The sequence below is a fragment of the Cyclonatronum sp. genome (genome assembly GCF_022565315.1).
GTDB lineage: Bacteria > Bacteroidota > Rhodothermia > Balneolales > Cyclonatronaceae > Cyclonatronum.
In genome coordinates, this window is record NZ_JAIUMX010000017.1 from 25,585 (window position 1) to 47,069 (window position 21,485).

At 48.5% G+C, this 21,485-nt stretch carries 12 protein-coding genes, 1 tRNA gene and 1 pseudogene; 3 read left to right on the forward strand and 11 right to left on the reverse strand.

Going from position 1 to position 21,485, the window contains the following annotated elements:
- Nucleotides 1-20: 20 nt before the first annotated feature.
- The 3 genes from LAT75_RS04950 (at nt 21) to LAT75_RS04960 (ending at nt 6,775) form a co-directional block, all read left to right on the forward strand.
- The gene (locus tag LAT75_RS04950; RefSeq protein WP_291481523.1) at nt 21-3,164 is read left to right on the forward strand and encodes an efflux RND transporter permease subunit; all 3,144 of its coding nucleotides are present in this window, start codon (nt 21-23) and stop codon (nt 3,162-3,164) included.
- Between the two features lie 47 nt (nt 3,165-3,211).
- A complete protein-coding gene (locus tag LAT75_RS04955) occupies nt 3,212-6,346 on the forward strand; it encodes an efflux RND transporter permease subunit (RefSeq protein ID WP_291481524.1) in 3,135 nt (1,044 codons plus the stop codon).
- Nucleotides 6,347-6,472: 126 nt separating this feature from the next.
- Nucleotides 6,473-6,775 carry a YtxH domain-containing protein gene (locus LAT75_RS04960; protein WP_291481525.1) on the forward strand — a complete coding sequence of 101 codons (303 nt, stop codon included), beginning with the start codon at nt 6,473-6,475 and terminating at the stop codon, nt 6,773-6,775.
- Nucleotides 6,776-6,824: 49 nt separating this feature from the next.
- On the opposite strand, the gene LAT75_RS04965 is transcribed toward LAT75_RS04960, so the two are convergent.
- The 11 genes and pseudogenes from LAT75_RS04965 to tuf all read right to left on the reverse strand — a co-directional run.
- Nucleotides 6,825-9,764, reverse strand: coding sequence for a response regulator (locus tag LAT75_RS04965; RefSeq protein ID WP_291481526.1), 2,940 nt, complete (start codon nt 9,762-9,764; stop codon nt 6,825-6,827).
- 194 nt (nt 9,765-9,958) lie between these two features.
- Entirely contained in the window at nt 9,959-14,245 is a 4,287-nt protein-coding gene (gene rpoC / locus LAT75_RS04970; RefSeq protein ID WP_291481527.1) for a DNA-directed RNA polymerase subunit beta', read from the reverse strand.
- A gap of 69 nt (nt 14,246-14,314) precedes the next feature.
- Nucleotides 14,315-18,145, reverse strand: a complete 3,831-nt coding sequence (gene rpoB, locus LAT75_RS04975; RefSeq protein ID WP_291481528.1) for a DNA-directed RNA polymerase subunit beta — start codon at nt 18,143-18,145, stop codon at nt 14,315-14,317.
- A 158-nt stretch (nt 18,146-18,303) separates the two neighbouring features.
- Entirely contained in the window at nt 18,304-18,681 is a 378-nt protein-coding gene (rplL, locus tag LAT75_RS04980; protein WP_291481529.1) for a 50S ribosomal protein L7/L12, read from the reverse strand.
- A gap of 39 nt (nt 18,682-18,720) precedes the next feature.
- On the reverse strand, nt 18,721-19,245 hold the full coding sequence (rplJ, locus tag LAT75_RS04985) for a 50S ribosomal protein L10 (protein ID WP_291481530.1): 525 nt from the start codon (nt 19,243-19,245) through the stop codon (nt 18,721-18,723).
- Nucleotides 19,246-19,266: 21 nt separating this feature from the next.
- Nucleotides 19,267-19,962 carry a 50S ribosomal protein L1 gene (rplA, locus tag LAT75_RS04990; protein ID WP_291481531.1) on the reverse strand — a complete coding sequence of 232 codons (696 nt, stop codon included), beginning with the start codon at nt 19,960-19,962 and terminating at the stop codon, nt 19,267-19,269.
- A gap of 24 nt (nt 19,963-19,986) precedes the next feature.
- A complete protein-coding gene (gene rplK / locus LAT75_RS04995; protein ID WP_291481532.1) occupies nt 19,987-20,418 on the reverse strand; it encodes a 50S ribosomal protein L11 in 432 nt (143 codons plus the stop codon).
- An 82-nt stretch (nt 20,419-20,500) separates the two neighbouring features.
- A complete protein-coding gene (gene nusG / locus LAT75_RS05000; RefSeq protein ID WP_291481533.1) occupies nt 20,501-21,064 on the reverse strand; it encodes a transcription termination/antitermination protein NusG in 564 nt (187 codons plus the stop codon).
- Nucleotides 21,061-21,243, reverse strand: coding sequence for a preprotein translocase subunit SecE (gene secE / locus LAT75_RS05005; protein WP_291481534.1), 183 nt, complete (start codon nt 21,241-21,243; stop codon nt 21,061-21,063). Before secE ends, nusG begins: the two co-directional genes overlap by 4 nt.
- Before the next feature lie 22 nt (nt 21,244-21,265).
- Nucleotides 21,266-21,338 (reverse strand) — tRNA-Trp (locus LAT75_RS05010).
- A gap of 21 nt (nt 21,339-21,359) precedes the next feature.
- A pseudogene (tuf, locus tag LAT75_RS05015) lies at nt 21,360-21,485 on the reverse strand (elongation factor Tu); the annotation flags it as partial.

The window sequence follows — 21,485 nt, forward strand, 5'->3', positions numbered from 1 at the left end:
CGCACGCCTGAAATTTTCTTATGAAGCAGCTTCCAAAAATAGCCGTCGCCCGCCCCGTCACCTTCATCATGCTCGCGCTGGTGGTGATCGGTTTCGGTATGTTCGGCCTCTCCCGCCTCAATCTGAACCTCTACCCCGATGTCTCCTTCCCCACCATCACCATCTACACCACCTACGACGGTGTAGCCCCGGAAGACATCGAAACCCTCATCAGCCGCCCTCTTGAAGAACTTGTAGGCGGCATCAGCGGCCTGCGCCGTGTGCGCTCGCTGTCGAGTCAGGGCTCCTCGGTTATCAAACTCTACTTCAACTGGGGCACCGATTTGTTTGTGGCACAGAATGATGTGCGGAAACAGGTCGATTTTGCCCGGCGCATCATCCCCGATGATGCCGATCAGCCCATCATTTTTGCCTACGACCCCAATCAGGAGCCGGTGATGGTGTTCACGCTCAGCTCCAACACCCGGAGTCCGGTGGAGCTGCGCACCTATTCCACGCAGCAGCTTGAGCAGCGCTTTGAGCGCATCCCCGGGGTTGCCTCCGCCGAAACGAGCGGCGGACTCGAACGGCAGATTAATATCTGGATGAACACCGATCAGATTCTGGCCTACAACCTCGATATCGGCTCGGTAGCACAGCGGCTGCGTCAGGAAAACGTGCAGGTGCCCGCCGGTGAACTGGTAGAAGGCCGCCTCGTTTACTCGCTGCGCACAACCGGCGAGTTTCAGAACATCGAAGAAATCCGCGATGCCATCGTGGCCATTCGCGACGGCGAGCCGGTGCGCCTGCGCGACATCGCCGAAGTGGAAGACGGCGTGCGGCAGCCGATCGGAAACGTGCGGGTACAGGGTGAGGAAGGCGTGATCATAAATCTGTACCGGCAAAGCGACGTCAACATCGTTTCGACCGCTCAGAATGTGCGCACCGAGCTCGATAACATCCGCCGCACCCTCCCCGCCGGCGTTTCGCTGGAAGTGCTCACCGACCGCTCCGAGTTTATCGAGCTTTCCATCCGCAACATTTACATCACCGCCCTGATCGCAATCGGGCTCGTGGTAACCATCCTGCTGCTGTTCCTGAGGAGCTTCCGCACGGCCATTATTGTGGCGATCTCCATTCCGGTATCCATCATCGCGACCTTCAGCATCATGGATTTCGGAAACGTTACCCTGAACGTGATTTCGCTCTCCGGCCTCACGCTTGCCGTGGGCCTTGTGGTGGATAATGCCGTGGTGGTGCTCGAAAACATCTTCCGGTTCAGGGAAGACAAATACAAGGGTGATGAAGCCTCGGTGAAGGGCGCACAGGAAGTAGCCGGGCCCATCATTGTTTCAACCCTCACAACTGTTGTGGTTTTTCTGCCCGTGCTTTTTGTGCCGGGCATTGCAGGCTTTCTGTTCCGCGACCTCGCCCTCACCATTTCCTTCGCCCTCGGGGTTTCAACGGTTGTGGCCCTGACCCTCATCCCGCTTATGACCTCGAGGTTGTTTAAAGGGAAAACGAAAAAGGTGAGTGATAATACGGCAGCGGCATCCGGACCGGATCAGGAAGATGAAGGATTTCAGGAAAAGAGAAATCCGTTTTTTGAACGACTCAGCACGGCATACGCCAGCACTCTGGAAAAACTGCTGGGCAAGAGCGGATTCGTGGTTGGTATCGCCATTCTGTTCCTGATACTGACAACACCCCTGATCTTCAATCTTGGCGGGGAGTTTTTCCCGCAGGTGGATGAAAACGCCTTCGTGATTGAGCTCACCCGTGAGCCCGGCGTGAATTTGTTTGAGCTGGAAGAGTCGTTCAAACATGCGGAGCGCATCATTCAGGAAACCATACCCGAAGCCCGCCTGATTGTTTCCGATTACGGGGATAAGCGCGGGGTTGAAGGGGCCGAGTTTCCGGGCGGCTTCCGCGGCATCATCCGGGTGGAGCTGGTTTCCTCGCGGGAGCGCAGCCGGGGTCAGCTGGCTATTGTGGCACAGCTGCTCGACGACCTCCGCGAAGTGCCCGGCGCAACGACCCGCGAACTGCGGCAGAATCCGCTCAACCCCGACGGCGACGACGGCCTGATCGTGAATATTTTCGGTTTTGATCTGGAAACCAAGCGGGAGCTTTCCGACGGGGTGATGGCTGCCATGCTCGAAATTGACGGCATTGTGGCTGCCTCCTCCTCAGCCGACGAAGGCCGCCCGGAGCTTCGCGTGATAATGGACCGCGAGCGCATCAGCCGCAACGGCCTCACAACCGCGCAGGTGGCCAACGCCATCAGCGATGCCATCCGCGGCAACACGGCAACTACCTTCATCGATCAGGGGCTGCAGTTCGATATAAATGTGCAGCTGGCAGCCGCCGAAACCGTGAACTCGGCTGACCTTGAGCGCATCCAAATTCGCACCGATGCCGGCACATGGATGCCCCTGTCGAACCTCGCGCGGGTTGAGCGCTACACCGGCCCGTCGAACATCCTGCGCATCAATCAGGAACGCGTAACCGAAATTCAGGCGGATCTGGGCAACATTGATCTTCAGACCGCAACCAACCTGGTAACGCAGCGGCTCAATCAGATTCAGTGGCCCGACAGCTACCGCTTCGAAATCGGCGGTACAGCCGACGAGCAGCGGCAGTCGTTCATCTTCCTGCTCATCGCATTCATTGTAGCAGCAACGCTGGCTTATATGGTGATGGCCTCACAGTTCGAAAGCCTGCTCGAGCCCTTCATCATCATTTTTACCATTCCGCTCGCACTTTCGGGCGTATTCGCGGCTTTGGCCATCTCCGGCACACCGGTGAGTGTAACCGCGCTCATAGGCCTCATTCTGCTCTCCGGTATTGTGGTGAACAACGGCATCGTGATGATCGACTACATCAAGATTCTGCAGGCGCGCGGCCTCAGCCGGGAGAAGGCCATCATCACCGGAGCAAGCCGCAGGCTACGGCCCATCATCATGACGGCCGCAACAACTATTCTGTGTATGATTCCCCTGGCTTTTGAGCTGGGTGAAGGCGCCGAAACCTGGAGCCCGATGGCACGCACGGTAATCGGCGGGCTAACCGCATCCACCATCCTGATGCTGTTTTTCGTGCCCTGCCTGTACTACCTGTTCAACCGCATGCTCGAGAAACTCGGATTCAGCACCAACACCAAATCAGATCCGCTGGCTGAATAGCAAGCCGCTCCCCCCATCTCCCCTCCGCAACACGCAACACATCTCTTATGAATACAAAAGGCATCATTTACAAACTCCTGCGGCGGCCGGTTACGGTGCTGATGGTGACCCTGCTCACCATCGGATTCGGGCTGTTTGCCCTGGCCAACCTCAAAATTACGCTGCTGCCCAACATCGATATTCCGGTGGTGGCCATTTCAGCGAATTACCGTGATGTTGCCCCTGAGGACATCAAACGAATCCTCGCCATCCCCATCGAAAACGCGGTAGCCTCGATCGACGGCGTTGAAAGCATCGAAACGACGGTGCGCAAGGGAGGGATGTTTCTGGTGATGCGCCTAAAAGGCGGAACCAACGCACAGCGGGTGGAAATGGATGCGCGGGAAGCCATCGACCGCATCCGGGCAACCATACCGCGTGAGGCGGGTCAGCCGCTGATTTTTCAGTTCGACCCCGAGCGCCGCCCGATTATGAGCCTGAGCGTGTCGGCTGCCAACCGCGGCCTCGATGAACTCCGCCTGCTGAGCGAAACCATGATTGAGCCCATGTTCGAGCGCATTCAGGGCGTAGCCTCCGCCGAAACGCAGGGCGGGCTGCAGCGGGCCATCTATGTGAACCTGAGCCCCGAACGCATGGCGCAGCACCGGGTCGTAACCGGAGATGTTGAGCGGGCGCTTTCCGGCAACAATGTGCAGATCCCCATCGGCAACCTGGTGAGCGACCGGCAAAGCTACAGCATACGCGCAGAAGCCATTTACCGCTCGATCGAAGAAATAAACGACACCATCATCCGGTTTACCGAAAACGGCGTACCGGTGCGGCTTTCGGATGTGGGGGAAGCGATTGATACCTTTGTGGACATCACGGCGCTCGTGGAAGTAAACGGCCTGAACAGCGTAACGCTTGACATTCAGAAACAATCCGACGCCAACACGCTTGACGTTGCGATGGATGTAATTGCGGCTATTCCCTCAATTGAAGCCATCATGCCGCCGGGGGTAAACCTGCAGGTACTCAACAATGAGGGAGAGTTTATTGAGAACTCCATCCGCAACCTCACCCAATCGGCCCTCGTGGCTTTGGCGCTCGTAGCGCTCATTTTGTTTATTTTTATGGGAAGCTACCGCGCCGCGACCATCGTAGCTTTCAGCATCCCGATTTCGATGACGGCTACCTTTGCGGCCATGTATTTCAGCGGGGTAACGCTCAACATTATCTCCATCACCGGTCTTGCTTTGGCGGTCGGGCTTCTGGTGGATAATTCGATTGTGGTGCTCGATAACATCATCGCCAAAATCGAAAAGGGAGAGGCCATTTTTGAGGCGGTCCTCAACGGAACCAACGAAATGAAGGAAGCGCTGCTGGGCTCAACGCTTACGACCCTGGCGGTTTTCATCCCGATCTTTTTCCTCAGCGGCTTTACCGGGCAGATTGCCAAAGATCTGGCGCTCACCATTTCCTATGCCATTTCGCTTTCGTTCATCGCTTCAATTGTGCTGCTGCCGGTTTTTGCTTCGAAGTTTTTGCGGCCTGACAGCGTGAACACGAACAGCTTTATGTTTCGCTTCATCGAAAAAACGCAGGGGCGTTACGAGCGGATTCTCCGCTGGCAGCTGCTGCACAAGCGTTACACCGTACTGCTTATCCTCGGCGTGCTGTTTGGCATTGGCTGGCTTTTCACGCAGGTTGAAGGAGAGTTTTTCCCCGATAACGACACCGGCGACCTTGTGGTGGATGTTTCCCTCGTGAGCGGCGCGCAGCTTACCCAAACCGCAGAAACCCTGCGGGATATTACCGGCAGGCTGCTCGACGATGAGCGGGTTCAGACAACCGTAACGACCATCGGCCGGAGCGGCTGGCGCAGGGAAAGCAACGTGGGCCGGATTACGGTTTCGCTCGTTCCCTCCCGCGAGCGCACCCAAACTACCGATGAAGTTGCGATGGAGCTTCGCCGGTCACTCATTTACGACGACACTACCATCCGGGTATTTGGTCAGCAGGGCTTTGGTCCCGGCGGCGGAGGCGGAGGCGGTTTCGGACAGGGCATGGGGAATATTACCGTGAGCCTGATCGGCCCCGATGTGAGCATCCTTCAGGGACTTACCGACCGCATCGAAACCGTAATGCTGCAGGACAGCACCGTTATTGCCGTTGACAACCCGCGCGTTGGCACCCTGCCTGAAGTGGTTTATCAGCTCGACCGCTTTGCCCTGGGCCGCATGGGCAGCTCATTTAACGAAGCTGCCAACAGTTTCAAAACCCAGACCCGCGGCACACAGGTCGGGCAATTCCGCATCGACGGGCGGGAGTTCCCGATTGAAGTACGCCTGGAAGACCACTATCGCAGAGGCCTTGAAAGCCTGAACCGGCTGCAGGTTGCACGGGTTGGCGAGCAGGGAATTCCGGTGCAGGCCGTGGGCTTTTTTGAAGAATTTGAAGGCTTCAACACCATCCGGCGAACGAACCGCGAAACCCGGCTTGATGTGAACATCAGGGTTCAGGGCAGCGCAGCAGTGCACCGTGACCGCCTCATAGCCTTTTTCGAAGAAGAAATTGTACTGCCTGACGGATACCGCTACGAATTTACCGGTGCCATTCAGGATCAGCAGAGCAGTCAGCGGGAGCTGTTTCTGGCCCTGCTTGCAGCAATTGTGCTCACCTTTATGGTGATGGCTGCCAAATTTGAGAGCATCCGCGACCCCTTCGTGATTCTGTTCACGATACCCCTGGCTTTCTTTGGTGCCTATCTGATGCTGTACGCAACCGGCACACCGTTCAGCGTGCCCGCTGGTATCGGTATGCTCATCCTCGTTGGGATTGTGGTGAACAACGGTATTGTGCTTGTTGACTACATCAACCAGAACACCCGTACCGATATGAGCCCGGAGGAGTACCTTGAACGCTTTCTGAGCGCAGCCGGCAGAAGGCTCCGCCCGGTACTACTCACCATGCTCACAACCATATTCTCCATGATTCCGCTTGCTTTGGCCATAGGTGATGGCTCCGAGACCTGGAGTCCGCTGGCACGGGCGGTAATCGGGGGTCTGTTCTTTGCCTCTGTGTTCACACTGTTTGTGGTACCGGTAATTTATGCCGGTATTTCCCGCACAAAATACCGGTTGCTCAAAGCCGTTAAAGTGAGCGAGAAACAGGCACGGCAGCAGATTTCAGCTGCTGAATAAAAGCTGATGCTATAGCTTCAGAACGAAATCAAAGCAGCGGAATGCTTAAACTGCATGACAATGACTTATTTTTTGCTTATATATACTACAATTGAAACAGCTCACTAAACCCGATTACACACTATCATGGCAAATTTTTCAAGAGGTTTTGGATTCGGTTTACTAACCGGGGCAGTTCTCGGATCCGTTACAGCAGTATTGCTCGCGCCCGATAAAGGCAGTAATACCCGGAGCCGGCTCAGCTATCAGATACAGACCTACATTGATGAACTTAAAGGTCTGATTGATGAACTTAAAGATGAAAATTTTTCTGTTAACACAGCCAAAGCGCAGAGCGACGAAGTGGTTCAGGATGCAAAAAAGAAAGCAGAAGATTTACTGCGCGAAGCTGAAGACCTGCTGTCAAACATAAGCCGCGAGAAAATTTAACACGCGGAATTCGGAATTACTTAAAAAAGTACTTTGAGGGCGTTCAGATTCAGTTCTGATCGCCCTTTTCTGTAACGCTAAAGTTTGTGTCTTCAAGCTTATTACGAAGCCTTGTAAACTCATTCTTCAGTCTTTCAATCCGTTTGGGGATAATTGCATCCTGCCTGCGCTCAATGGAAGCTGAAAGTTTTTGAGCAGCACTAAATAAGCGCTCTGCGTCAATATTTGCGGATGCACCTTTGATACTGTGCACGAGGTCGAACAATTTGTGATAACTGCGTTCATCCCACTGCGGGTCTATTTGTGGAATTTGTTTCTCCGTTTCTTCTACAAAGCGCCGAAGAATTCTGCTGCACAGTTCTGTATCATTGCCGAACCGTTGTTTATAAAGATCATAATTGATGACTTTAAGGGCACGAAATTCTTCGCCATGCAAAACGGCAGAGGTCGGTTTTCTGCCATAAATGGCTGCCTGCAGATCTTTCACGCTGTAAGGCTTAGAAATGTAACCGTTCATTCCTGCTGCTTCGCACTTTTGCTGATAGCCAGACATTACATGAGCAGTTACAGCAATGATCGGAATTTTTTTCTTTACAGGATCTTTAAGAGCACGAATATTTCTGGTTGCATCAAAACCATCCATTTCCGGCATCTGGCAATCCATCAATACAATATCATAATCGTTTTCCTGTACGGCTTCAACTGCTTCAAATCCGTTTTCAACAATATGAAAGGCCGCATTTAACTCCTGCATGATTACCGAAATCAGCTCCTGATTCACCTTATTGTCTTCGGCAATCAGCACTTTGGGTTTCCCCCCTTTTTCTGGCTTTGAATCTCTGTCAGCTCCGCTGCTCTTTTTCAGCGTTTTATCGCTGTGTGTACTGGTACCGGCTGTTCCGGTACGGCCCGTTTTACCAACAGGCAAATCATCAAAAATGACCTGACTAAGGCTTTCCGTTGTTACCGGACGCTTTAAAATGTAATGGATGTCGTGTTCATCAAGCCAGTTGTTACTTGTATCATCATTGGGATTTGCGATCAAAATGACTTTTCGGTTCATATGTCTGAAATCATTTTTGAGCTCATCCGTTAGAACAAGAGCATCCCGGCCAACGGTACTAAAATCCATAAAAATGTACTCCGGCCCCCCTCTTCCTACCTCATCTAAAAACTTTTTCGCTTCATTAATATCCCTAACTGCGTTGGTTCTCAGCTGTAGAACTTCAAATTCCCGAAGAAGGCTGCGTACACTACCGGCGGGAAAAGCAACAAGCAATGCATCTATACCAAGCGGTCGTTCTTTTTCAGTAAAACCTGGTATTTTAGCAGCTTCTGCTTCTGTTACCTGTTCAAAAAACACATAAAACCAAAACGTTGTGCGGATTCCCGGGGTGCTTTCGACTCCTATCTTTCCGCCCATGTTTTCAACCAGCGTTTTACTTATATGCAAACCTAAGCCGGTACCGCCGTATTTACGGCTTGTACTTGGATCAATTTGCGAAAAAGGCTTAAACAGCTTTCCAAAATCTTTTTTCTCTATACCGATCCCGGTATCAGTAATACGGCACAAAACTTTTATTTTCCCGGGAGTTTCATCACTTTGTGAGGCTGTACATTCAATTCTTACCCCGCCTTTACTGGTAAATTTAATTGCGTTGCTTACAAGGTTGATCAGAATTTGTTTGAATCTCAGTTTAGCACCGCGAAAAATAAAGCCGGTTGTGCCTTCATGAATCTCAATATCACAGGCAAGTTTTTTCTCCATGGCATCAACTTTCATGAGTTCAGTGACTTCAGTAATCACATCACCCAGCCTTAATACCGAGCGGTCGAGCAAGAGCTTTTCACCGCCCAGCTTATTCATGTCCAGCAAATCATTGATGATGTACTGCAGGCTTTCGCCACTTGTTGTAAGTACATTAACATACTTTCGCTGACGTTCATCCAGCTTTGTGCCTGAAAGTAAGCCTGCCATCCCCAGCATTCCATTTAGAGGCGTTCGGATTTCATGGCTCATGTTTGCCAAAAACTGTGATTTTGCTTCATTTGCTGACTCAGCTTCATTTCGTGCTGCAATCAGCCTGTTTTCATAAGACCTTCGAACTTCAACGTTGGTTATGAGCTCTGCAAGTACCTTCAGCAGCCGGGCTTCAATTTCAGAGATATACCTTTTCTCGCTAATGGTGAAAAATGCTACTACACCTACAGGCTGCCCGTTTTGAAGTAAAGGAGTTGTAATTACGGATTTCACTCCCATGCTTCCCAGCTTGCTTCTCATCTTGTTGGTTTCCGGAAGCTTCCCGAGATCTTCGATAAACCGCGTTTCCAGCTTTCTCTCCTTAATCAGCTCTTCAAAAGCCGCAAAGACACTGCTGCATTGTTTAAGCTGATCGTCAACGTTTTTGTGTTCGGTCCAGTAAAATCGTTTTTTTATTTCACCTGAACTGTTTCTGAAGTTGACAAAAGCGAACTCCATTTGTGTATAAATTCCGATGATTGACAAGACATCATCCATAGCGGCATCAAACTCAGCCACAGGCAGGTTCACGAGCCTTATGGCAAGATCAGCAAGAATAGCCTGAAACCGGTTTCTGTGCTCTATTTCAAGCTCGAGTAGTTTTTTATCTGTAATATCCCGACCCAGTGAGATAAAGTATTTAAGGTCTCCCTGCTCGTCAAAAATTGCACGGTCGTACCATTGCTGCCATTTTTCGGTACCGTCTTTCAGAATCACTTTATGTTCGTAGGTTCGTTCGGGCGATTTAAGGGTAAGAGCCTTCAGATGAGAAATAACTTCTTCGTGCTCATCTTCTGGGATCAGATCGATAAACTTTCTGCCAATAAGTTCCTCAGCAGTTGAATTTAAAGCCTGCGCATAAGCATCATTTACAACGATCAGACGTGTATCAGCATCAAACTTGCACGCCATTTCATTACGAAACACAAACAGTTCGTTGTACAAATCCTGTAACTCATTTTGAAACATAGAAAAAACTCAGTTAATATGGTTACTGTAGGAGTTGAAACACCCCAAAGCGGATGATCTGATTCATTTCTGACGTATGTGCGGGATGTTAGGCTTCATGTTTATGCGCGAAATAAATATACTAACAAAAAGCCCTGACACTCCAAAGAGTATCAGGGCTAAATTGATGTTTTTCAGTAAGACGGAAAAGACGTTTAGTCTTCCGAACGGAGAATATCAGCAATAGACTTGCTGCGCTCCTCTGCATCATTTGCGGGCTGCTGCTGCATTGGTCCCACGATAAGATTTTGGTAGGTACGCATACCTGTACCGGCAGGTACACGATGGCCGACCACAACATTTTCTTTGAGACCAAGCAGGAAGTCAGATTTACCTTCAACCGCAGCCGAAGTAAGCACTTTGGTTGTTTCCTGGAAGGAAGCAGCCGAAAGCCAGCTATCAGTAGAAAGAGCGGCCCGGGTAATACCCAACAGTATCGGTCGGGAAATTGCAGATTCGGCTTCGCGAACCTCCATTTCAGGCTTGTCTTCTTTGATGAGCTGAGAGTTTATTTCCCGAACTTCACGGCGTGTGAGCAGTGTTCCAAGCGACAGGTCCGATCCGCCGGCATCAGTAACCACAAACTTGCCTATGAGGCTGTCGTTTGTTCGTGCTACTTCAAAGCGGTCAACTTTATCGCCTTCAAGGTACATGGTATCACCGGGTTCAGTGATTTCTACCTTTTGCATCATGGTGCGCACGATTACTTCAATGTGCTTATCGTTGATTTTCACACCCTGAAGCCGGTAAACTTCCTGAATCTCATTCACGATATAAGATTGTACTGCAAACGGACCGAGTATGTTGAGGATATCCTGTGGAAGGATAGCTCCTTCAGACATCGCCTGACCAGCCGTTACAAAGTCGTTTTCCTGAATGAGGATGTGCTTGGACAGCGGAATAAGGTACGTACGCTGATCTACACCGTCTTTGCTGGTAACGATGATTTCCTGCGAACCACGCTTCCGATTGCCAAACTTCACAATACCGTCTATTTCAGAAACGGTAGCCGGGTCGTTTGGCGGACGCGCCTCAAACAGCTCGGTTACACGCGGCAAACCAGCGGTAATATCTTTCGATTTAGCTGCTTTTCGCGGAATTTTGGCAATTACCTGCCCTGCGGCAACGCTTGCACCGTCTTCAACAACGATGTGCGTACGCACCGGCAGCGGAATTTCCTTGTCACGGGTACCATCGTTAATAATAAGGGTCGGTACGAGCGAACGGTCTTTACTGTCGATAATCACTTTCTCTTTGAAACCGGTCTGTGCATCACTTTCGTCAGCACAGGTAACATCATCGATGATATCTTTGAAGGTCACGGTTCCGTTCATTTCAGAGTAGATACGGGCGTTGTAAGGGTCCCACTTACAGAGGGGCTGTCCTTTCATCACCATATCGCCGTCTTCCACAAGCATTTCTGCACCGTAAGGTACAGTATGTGTGTTAAGTACCTTTCCGGTATCATCAACAACCTTAATTTCGCTTCCCCGGCTGAGTACGACGCTCACTTCTTCTTCGCCGTCGTTGTAGTTTACTACACGAAGGTTATCGAATTCAAGCTTGCCGTTGAATTTAGCTTTATGCTGCGATTCGGCTTCAAGACGGGCAGCGGTACCCCCAACGTGGAAAGTACGAAGGGTAAGCTGCGTTCCCGGTTCACCAATTGACTGAGCCGCGATTACCCCTACCGCTTCACCAACCTGAACGAGTTTGCCACGGGTAAGGTCACGACCGTAGCACATAGAACATACACCGCGTGCTGATTCACAGGTAAGTACCGAGCGGATTTCAACCTCTTCAATCGAGGTTTGCGCAATGTTACGGGCAATCTGCTCACTGATAAGCTGATTAGAACGCACCAGCAATTCATCCGTTAGCGGATCGTACACATCATGCATTGAAGTTCGGCCAACAATACGATCTTCCAGGCTTTCTACGATATCTTCGTTATCCTTAAGTGCAGAAATACGAATCCCGCGAAGGGTTCCGCAGTCATGCTCGGTAACGACTACATCCTGCGATACATCCACAAGCCGGCGTGTAAGGTAACCGGCGTCGGCTGTTTTAAGAGCGGTATCGGCAAGGCCCTTACGCGCACCGTGTGTTGAGATAAAGTACTCAAGTACCGTAAGGCCTTCCTTGAAAGAAGAAAGAATCGGAGTTTCAATAACTTCACTGCCTGACGATTCAAGGGAACTTTTTTGCGGTTTAGCCATCAGACCCCGCATACCGCCAAGCTGACGAATCTGCTCTTTGGAACCACGGGCGCCGGAATCGGCCATCATATAAACCGAGTTGAATCCCTCTTTATCGTTGGCAAGTGCGTTAAACAGGGTTTCAGAAACCCTGTTTGTTGTGCTCGTCCATTTATCGATAACCTGATTATATCGTTCGTTATCGGTAATGAAACCATTATCGTAACGATCCTGAATAAGACGAACCTCATTTTGAGCTTTTTCGATGAGTTCAGCTTTTGTATCCGGGATCACGATGTCTTCCAAACTGAATGACAAACCGCCACGGGTTGCATTTTCAAACCCGAGATACTTCATATCATCCAAAAACTGAGCTGTACGGGCAGTTCCTACGGCTGTGAAAACTTCACCGATTAGATTACGCAGCTCTTTCTTTCCGAAAGTGAGGTTTTTGAAGCCAATATCGTTCGGAATGATTTCATTAAAAAGAACTCTTCCTGATGTTGTTGGTACTATTTCATCAGCATCAACACCATCAATACCTGCGCGCAGTCTTACCTTAATTCTGTTATGAAGAGTGAGTTTTCCCTGATCGAAAGCGATGATTACTTCATCAGGTGAAGCGAAAACTTTCTCGTCTGTTTCAGAACTCGGGCCTACTTTGGTCATGTAGTACAGACCCAGAATCATATCCTGAGAAGGTACCGTAATAGGGCCACCACTTGCGGGATTAAGAATGTTGTGGGCACCGAGCATCAGAACCGACGCCTCAAGAATGGCATCGTTGCTAAGCGGAAGGTGAACAGCCATCTGATCCCCGTCAAAGTCAGCGTTAAACGCTGTACATGCAAGCGGGTGAAGCTGAATAGCTTTATGTTCGATTAGTACAGGCTGAAATGCCTGAATACCAAGCCTGTGAAGTGTTGGTGCACGGTTGAGCAGAACGGGGTGCCCGCTAATCACATTTTCAAGCACATCCCATATGACCTCATCGCGACGGTCCACCATTTTCTTTGCGCTTTTTACGGTTTTCACGTAACCGCGCTCGATAAGGTGACGAATTACAAATGGCTTATAAAGCTCAATAGCCATTTCTTTAGGCAGACCGCACTGATGCATTTTAAGCTCCGGGCCTACTACAATTACTGAACGGCCGGAGTAATCGACACGCTTGCCAAGCAGGTTCTGACGGAAACGACCGCCTTTCCCCTTCAACATATCGCTAAGTGATTTCAGCGGACGGTTGTTATTACGTACAGCGTTGGTTTTACGTGAGTTATCGAACAAGGAATCAACTGCTTCCTGAAGCATACGCTTTTCGTTGCGCAGGATTACATCAGGAGCCTTAATATCAATAAGACGCTTAAGGCGGTTGTTGCGGATAATTACCCGGCGGTACAGATCATTGAGGTCTGAGGTCGCAAAGCGGCCGCCTTCCAAAGGTACGAGCGGGCGTAATTCCGGTGGTATAACCGGTACAACGCGCATAACCATCCATTCGGGGCGGTTTTCGACTGATTTATTAGCCGTACGAAATGCTTCGAGAACCTGAAGACGCTTCAGTGTTTTCTTTTTGCGAAGCATTGATGTCTCATTTTTGACCTGTTCGCGATACTTATAAATATCTTTTTCGAGGTCAATTTTGGCAAGCATTGCTTCGATAGCTTCCGCGCCCATTTTGGCTGAAAACTTATCTGAATCGTCGTCGTCGAGCTCGCTGTGTTCTTCGGGCAGCTGACGCATGATATCGAAATATTCTTCTTCGGTAATCATATCGCCATACTTATACCCAAGATCTCGTGCCATTCCCGGATTGATTACTACAAAATTCTCGTAATAAACAATTTTATCCAGGTTTTTGGACGACAGACCCAGCAGGTAGGCCACCTTATTAGGAAGCGACTTGAAGTACCAGATATGTACAATAGGTACGCAAAGGCTCAGATGGCCCATACGCTCACGGCGTACGGCTTTTCTGGTAACTTCCACGCCACAACGGTCGCAGATGATTCCTTTATAGCGAATGCGCTTGTATTTACCGCAATGGCATTCCCAATCCTTTACAGGGCCGAAAATTTTCTCACAAAACAAGCCGTTCATCTCCGGCTTGAAAGTGCGGTAATTGATGGTTTCGGGTGTTAGCACCTCACCCCTTGAGCGCGACAGAATTGCTTCTGCCGACGCAAGGGAGATTTTAATTGACTTGAAATCTTTGGAAACGGTGTCGCTTACAGTATGTGACAAAGTTCCACCTCCGTTTTGAATTAATCGTTAAACTCGGTAGGATGATATCCTTTTCTAAGCTTTGCGGGCCTATTGCTCAATTGTTACTTCAAGGCCGAGACCCTGCAGTTCTTTAAGCAACACGTTGAAAGACTCCGGCGTGTTACCGTCCGGAAGGTTTTCGCCCTTCACAATAGCCTCATATACTTTGGAGCGTCCTTTCACATCGTCGCTCTTCACAGTAAGCATTTCCTTAAGGATATTGGCGGCACCATAGGCATAAAGTGCCCATACCTCCATTTCTCCAAGCCTTTGGCCACCAAACTGTGCCTTACCACCCAGCGGCTGCTGTGTAATAAGTGAGTACGGGCCAATTGAGCGGGAGTGCATTTTATCCTGAACAAGGTGGTTAAGCTTCATGATGTACATAACGCCAACCGTTGTTTTCTGTGCGAACCGCTCGCCTGACCGGCCATCGTAAAGGAATGTTCGGCCATCAGCAGGCAAGCCTGCTTCCCGCAACCAATGCTGAACGTCGTCGTACTTGGCACCGTCGAAAATTGGGGTTGCAAAAGTAACGCCGAGTTTTTTGCCGGCCCATCCAAGAATCGTTTCATAGATCTGCCCCAGGTTCATCCTTGATGGTACACCCAAAGGATTCAGTACGATATCAACAGGGGAGCCGTCTTCAAGAAACGGCATATCCTCAACAGGTACAACCTTAGCCACAACACCTTTGTTTCCGTGGCGGCCGGCCATTTTATCACCTACCTGAAGCTTACGCTTTTTGGCAACATAAACTTTGGCTTTCTTAACGATACCTGCCGGAAGCTCATCACCAACCTGAATCTGGTATTTATTGCGCTTTGCTTCAGATTCGTAACGCCGGCGGATTTCGGTATAATTATCGAAAAGAACGGCTACCAAACGGTTAACTTCATCGTCGGTACACCAGGGCTGGCGTGCTTTAACAGACAGAGGTTCAGCGATATCATCAAACATCTGCTTGCGGTATTTATCACCCTTCGGCAGAATTTCGATACCCAGAACATCAACGATGCCAGGCGAGGTTTTATCCTTGAGAAGGCGATACATTCGGGCAGCCCACTCGGCATTAAGCTTCGCTATTTTTTCAGCTAAACGCTGATTTTCTCGCTCAACAAGCTCTTTTTCTTCTTTTCTTGAAAGCTGCTCATCTTTTTTACGGCTGAACATTTTCGTACCTATAACCACACCTGAAACGCCCGGGGGGGTTTTGAGGGAAGCATCTTTCACATCACCGGCTTTATCGCCAAAAATAGCACGAAGCAGTTTCTCTTCCGGAGTCGGGTCGCTTTCGCCTTTAGGCGTAATTTTACCAACAATAATGTCACCCGGTTTGATCTTCGCACCAACACGAATAACCCCGTTTTCATCCAGATTACGGGTAGCTTCATCGCTCACATTTGGGATTTCACTTGTAAGCTCTTCTTCTCCGCGCTTGGTATCACGTACTTGCTGTTCGAACTCGGAAATGTGAATTGAAGTGTAAATATCTTCAGATACCACACGCTCACTCACCACAATCGCATCCTCGAAGTTATAACCGCGCCAGGGCATAAAGGCTACAAGCAGGTTACGCCCGAGGGCGAGCTCGCCATCGTTTGTGGCGCAACCATCTGCAATCGGGCTTCCCTGAGTAACAGTATCGCCTACTTTCACAATAGGCCGCTGATTTGCGCAGGTATCCTGATTGGTTCGCTCAAACTTGCGAAGTTTGTAACTAACAACGCCATCATCAAAATAGGCGTAGTTTTCCTGTTCGGTTCGGTTGTAACGAATGCGGATTTCAGTAGCAGAAACATAAACAACCTCTCCGTCGCCTTCTGCGCATACAATAGCACGTGAATCTTTTGCAGCACGATACTCCATACCGGTTCCGACAATTGGTTTCTCCGGCCGAAGAAGGGGAACACCCTGCCGTTGCATGTTCGAACCCATGAGTGCACGGTTAGCATCATCATGCTCAATAAACGGAATCATTGAGGCCGCAACTGATGTAATCTGATTCGGTGCAACATCCATATACTCCACTTCATCCGGGCTTGCCAAACCAACATTACTGTCTCTGAAGCGTGAGAAAATTTCATTATATGCAAAAGTTGACTCTTCAGTCAGTGTTGCATTTGCCTGTGCAATGATGGTTTCATCTTCTTGCTCGGCTGCAAGGTATTCTACTTTATCAGTAACAACTCCGTCTGTTACTTTACGGTATGGCGTTTCAATAAAACCGAAATCATTCACTTTTGCGTGAACACAAAGTGAGGAAATCAGACCAATATTCGGGCCTTCAGGTGTTTCAATAGGACACAACCGACCATAATGGGTATAGTGAACATCACGAACCTCAAATCCGGCACGTTCGCGTGTTAAACCGCCCGGGCCAAGGGCCGACATACGCCGTTTGTGGGTGAGCTCAGCAAGCGGATTCGTTTGATCCATAAACTGAGACAGCTGATTTGTACCGAAGAAAGTATTAATTACGCTGGAAATCGTACGCGCATTAACAAGATCCTGCGGTGTAAATTGCTCCGCATCCCGGGAGTTCATGCGTTCGCGAATAGTTCTTGCCATCCGAGCAAGACCAAGCCCGAACTGTTGTGCAAGTTGCTCACCTACAGTACGAACACGCCTGTTACTTAAGTGATCGATATCATCTACGACTGACTTCATGTTTTTAAGACGAATCAGTTCTTTGATAATGCAGATAATATCATTGATTGTGAGGACACGCACATCAAGAGACTCATCGATACGAAGCCTTTTGTTTAGCCTGTAGCGACCTACTTCACCAAGATCGTATTTTTTATCACTGAAGAAAAGACGTTCGATAACAGCCTTACCAGTCTCAATGTCAGGCATTTCGCCTGTTCTGATTTGACGGTAAACTTCAGCGAGTGCACTTTCCTGATCCGTTGAGGTATCCTTGCGAAGTGTGTTAATCACTACGGACCGATCGGCATCTTCCTGCGAAATTTTTAGGATATGAACCGATTTGATATCAAGTTCTTTGAGAATTTCGTAATCCGAATCCTCAAGCTCTTTTTCACGGGCAAGCCTTACTTCCCGCGTAACAGCTTCAGTAACTTCACCGGTTTCATCATCTACGACTTCCTGCACAACTTCTTCATAGATATCGGTAGCGAGTCGTTTTCCTACAACACTTCCGAAAGCCTTACGGGACTTAACACTTACTTCCTCAGAGAGATCAAAAAGATTCAGGATTTCAAAATCACTTGAAAAACCTAAAGCACGAAGCAGGGTAGTGAGGGGGAGCTTCTTCTTACGGTCGATATAAGCCCATAATACGTCCCGGATATCGGTAGTGAACTCGATCCAGGACCCTTTAAAAGGGATAATCCGTGCGGAGTACAAGTGTGTACCGTTAGGGTGCATAGACATGCCAAAAAACACACCCGGGGAGCGGTGCAGCTGACTAACAATAACGCGTTCAGCGCCGTTAATCACAAAAGTACCGCGATTTGTCATCCAGGGGAGTTCGCCGAGAAACACATCCTGTTCAATGGTTTCGGAGGCTTCATCGCTTTGATCTATGGAAGAAAGCCGTAATTTAGCCTTTAACGGTACGGAGTAGGTAAGGCCTCGGTCTACACATTCCTCAATAGTGTATTTTGGAGTGTCAATGGAATAAAACAGAAACTCCAGTATGTTTTGCTCTCTGGAATTTGTTATTGGAAAATGTTCGTTAAAAATACGCTGCAGACCTGCCTCTTCTCTGTCATCCGGTGCAATATTCCATTGGGTAAACCTGTGGAATGAAGCAATTTGGATATCCAGAAAATCGGGGTAATCGAGCACCTTTTTTGTTTTCGCGAACGTAATGCGGTTCGTAAACGGAAGAATGTTGGTCTCTTTACTCAAGGATACCTCACGATTTGTTGATGGGTATAAAATAAACGCAAAAATACACACATGTTGCGATGCAGGTTAGCCACAACAAGCATGTATTAATCAGACACCAATAGCCAATACCCTTACGGGCTTGGCTATTGGGTAAAAAAGAACGCTATGTAGATTAATTATTTTAATTCTACAGTAGCACCAGCCTCTTCGAGTTTAGCCTTGAGTTGCTCAGCTTCATCTTTGCTGACACCTTCTTTAACGGTGCTTGGTGCACCGTCAACAAGATCTTTGGCTTCTTTGAGGCCGAGACCTGTTACAGCTCTAACTTCTTTGATAACGCCGATTTTCTTAGCACCGGCTTCTTTAAGGATAACCGTAAATTCGGTTTGCTCTTCTTCAGCAGGGGCATCGCCACCAGCTGCAGGACCGGCAACAGCTACTGCAGCAGCAGCAGGCTTAATACCGTACTCTTCTTCAAGAACCTGAGCCAATTCGTTGGCTTCCTTGATGGTGAGGTTAACTAATTGTTCTGCTAATGATTTAACGTCAGCCATTGTATAACTCCGATTGTTGTATTTATTAAGTAACGTGATTTAATTTTCTTCTTTTTCGGCGATTGTTTTCAATGCGCCAACAATGTTTGAACCCTGTGCCTGAAGTGCGCCAACTACGTTGGTAATTGGTGACAGAAGCAAACCAATGATATCTCCAATGACTTCCTCTTTGGTCTTCATTGTTGACAGCGCATCAAGCTCAGTTTCGCCGTAAACTACACCATCAATGTAGGCAGCTTTGAATAAGGGTTTCTTGTTTGACTTAAGGTACTCCTTAAGAATCTTGGCAGGTTTAGCAGGATCTCCAGACGCAAACATAAACGCTGTCTGATTTTCCAGATAGGGATAAACATCCTCATATCCGCCAACTTCATCCATCGCACGCTTTACAAGAGTATTTTTAAAAACCTTATAGGTAATACCATCTTTACGAAACTCACGACGAAGATTACTAACTTCTGCAACTGTCATGCCGGTGTATTCAGCAAGATACACTGCATCAGACTGCTTGAGTACCTCCAAAATTTCTTCGGCAGATGCTTTTTTTTGCTCTAATGTTGCCATGTTAAGCTTATTTTTGGATGATTACTTTAAAGCAACCGTTCGGTTAACAGTTATACTTGGCCCCATTGTGGTACTCAAATAAATACTCTTTACATAAGTACCTTTTGCTGATGCCGGGCGAAGCTTTACAACTGTGTTTATGAATGCTTTCGCGTTATCGACAAGCTTATCTGCACTGAAGCTGGCTTTGCCAATCGAAGTGTGAAGGATACCGTATTTATCAACACGGAAGTCTATTTTACCAGCTTTCACTTCTTTGATTGCATTACCCGGATCCATCGTTACAGTACCACTTTTGGGGTTAGGCATCAGACCTCTGGGGCCCAGGAAACGTCCGAGTTTACCAAGCTTACCCATTACATCAGGTGTTGCTACAATAACGTCGATATCGGCCCAGCCGGATTCGAGTTTTTCGATGTAGTCGTCGAGGCCAACATGATCTGCACCAGCATCACGGGCTTCCTGCTGTTTGGCAGGGTTTACCAATGCGAGTACACGTACTTCTTTTCCGATACCATGAGGAAGAGAAACATTACCTCTTACCATCTGGTCGGCCTGACGAGGATCAACACCCAGGCGTACGTCAATATCTACGGAAGCATCAAAGTTAACCTTTGAAGTTGCGCCAATTAACTCAGCAGCTTCTTCAAGGCTGTACTCTTTGCCTGCTTCGATCAAAGAGGCAGCTTCTTTGTATTTTTTTCCTTTTTTCGACATTACTTCTGAGCTTGAATGTTAGAATTACTTACTGCGGTCTACACGTAGACCCATGCTGCGTGCTGTACCGGCAATCATCTCGGCAGCTGATTCAACGTCATATGCGTTTAAATCAGGAAGCTTCTGCTCAGCGATTTCCCGGCATTGGGAGAAGGTTACTGTTGCCACTTTTACCCGGTTTGGTTCGCCTGAACCACTTTGGATATTTGCAGCTTTTTTAAGAAGTACAGGAGCAGGAGGTGTCTTGGTTACGAAAGTAAATGATTTATCGGAGTAAACTGAGATTACTACCGGTGTAACCGTACCCATCTTGTCCTGCGTTCTTGCATTAAAGGCCTTACAAAACTCCATGATGTTCACCCCGGCCTGACCAAGTGCAGGTCCTACAGGTGGGGCCGGAGTAGCTTGACCGGCTTTAATCTGGAGTTTGATTATTTTATCAATTTTCTTCGCCATAATAGGATGATGCTTTTATTTTAATTCTTGACCTTATAATTCGTATGTCAGCTGGTACGGTTCTGCTTTCTAAACCCGTTTCTTAATCGGGCTCAACCTGATTAACGTCTACCTCTACGGGGGTTTTACGCCCGAAGATACTCACATGAACAATGAGCTTCATGCGATCTGGGTAAACCTCTTCAACTGTTCCGTCATAATTCACAAAAGGACCATCCGTAATTTTTATCAGATCGCCTTTTCTAAAGGGGATTTCAACCAATCCTCCGCTGGCTACTACTTCTTTATCCTTGAGTACTTTGCCCAGAATACGGTTTACTTCACTTTCCTGGAGTGGCGTTGGCCTTTCCTGAGTTTTACCCCCTTTAAGAAAACCGATAACCGAAGCTGTGCCGGACACAATGTCATTTATAGATTCATCATAGATTCCCTGGTACATGATGTACCCTGGGAAAAAGTTTTTCTCGCGCTGGCGTTTTTTTCCGCTTCTTATTTCAATTACAGTTTCAGTAGGAATAAGTACCTGTTCGACTTTGTCGATTGCACCTTCTTCACGAAACCGTTCAAGAAGTGCTTCTTTTACCTTTTTTTCATGACCGGAAAAGCACCTGATGACGTACCATTGTATGTCGTTTTGTTCTGTCATCCAAAAATGAATTCAAGAGCTTTGGTGTATATCTGATCAATAAAAAAGATAAACAGTGACAGAATAATAGAAAACAACACCACGATTGCGGTGTTGTCCTGTAATTCTTTTTGCGTTGGCCAGGAAATTTTATTCCACTCTTTCCTTACGCCTTCAGAGAAATTTTTAATTTTACTCATAGTAAATTATTACTGGAATTAGCACGGGTGGAGGGACTCGAACCCCCAACCACCGGTTTTGGAGACCGACACTCTGCCAATTGAGCTACACCCGTACACGAATACCTCTGAGGTGATTAGTCAAGAATTTTTGCTACAACACCTGCACCTACGGTGCGGCCGCCTTCACGAATAGCGAAGCGAAGACCATCTTCCATAGCGATAGGCTGAATCAGATCTACCGTCAGGTTTACGTTGTCACC

What these genes read in the sequence shown, in the direction of transcription:
- LAT75_RS04960 (WP_291481525.1), top strand. Translation starts at nt 6,473, where the DNA reads ATGGCAAATTTTTCAAGAGGTTTTGGATTCGGTTTACTAACCGGGGCA.
- rplL (WP_291481529.1), bottom strand. Translation starts at nt 18,681, where the DNA reads ATGGCTGACGTTAAATCATTAGCAGAACAATTAGTTAACCTCACCATC.
- rplK (WP_291481532.1), bottom strand. Translation starts at nt 20,418, where the DNA reads ATGGCGAAGAAAATTGATAAAATAATCAAACTCCAGATTAAAGCCGGT.
- LAT75_RS04955 (WP_291481524.1), top strand. Translation starts at nt 3,212, where the DNA reads ATGAATACAAAAGGCATCATTTACAAACTCCTGCGGCGGCCGGTTACG.
- secE (WP_291481534.1), bottom strand. Translation starts at nt 21,243, where the DNA reads ATGAGTAAAATTAAAAATTTCTCTGAAGGCGTAAGGAAAGAGTGGAAT.
- rplJ (WP_291481530.1), bottom strand. Translation starts at nt 19,245, where the DNA reads ATGGCAACATTAGAGCAAAAAAAAGCATCTGCCGAAGAAATTTTGGAG.
- LAT75_RS04965 (WP_291481526.1), bottom strand. Translation starts at nt 9,764, where the DNA reads ATGTTTCAAAATGAGTTACAGGATTTGTACAACGAACTGTTTGTGTTT.
- nusG (WP_291481533.1), bottom strand. Translation starts at nt 21,064, where the DNA reads ATGACAGAACAAAACGACATACAATGGTACGTCATCAGGTGCTTTTCC.
- rplA (WP_291481531.1), bottom strand. Translation starts at nt 19,962, where the DNA reads ATGTCGAAAAAAGGAAAAAAATACAAAGAAGCTGCCTCTTTGATCGAA.
- LAT75_RS04950 (WP_291481523.1), top strand. Translation starts at nt 21, where the DNA reads ATGAAGCAGCTTCCAAAAATAGCCGTCGCCCGCCCCGTCACCTTCATC.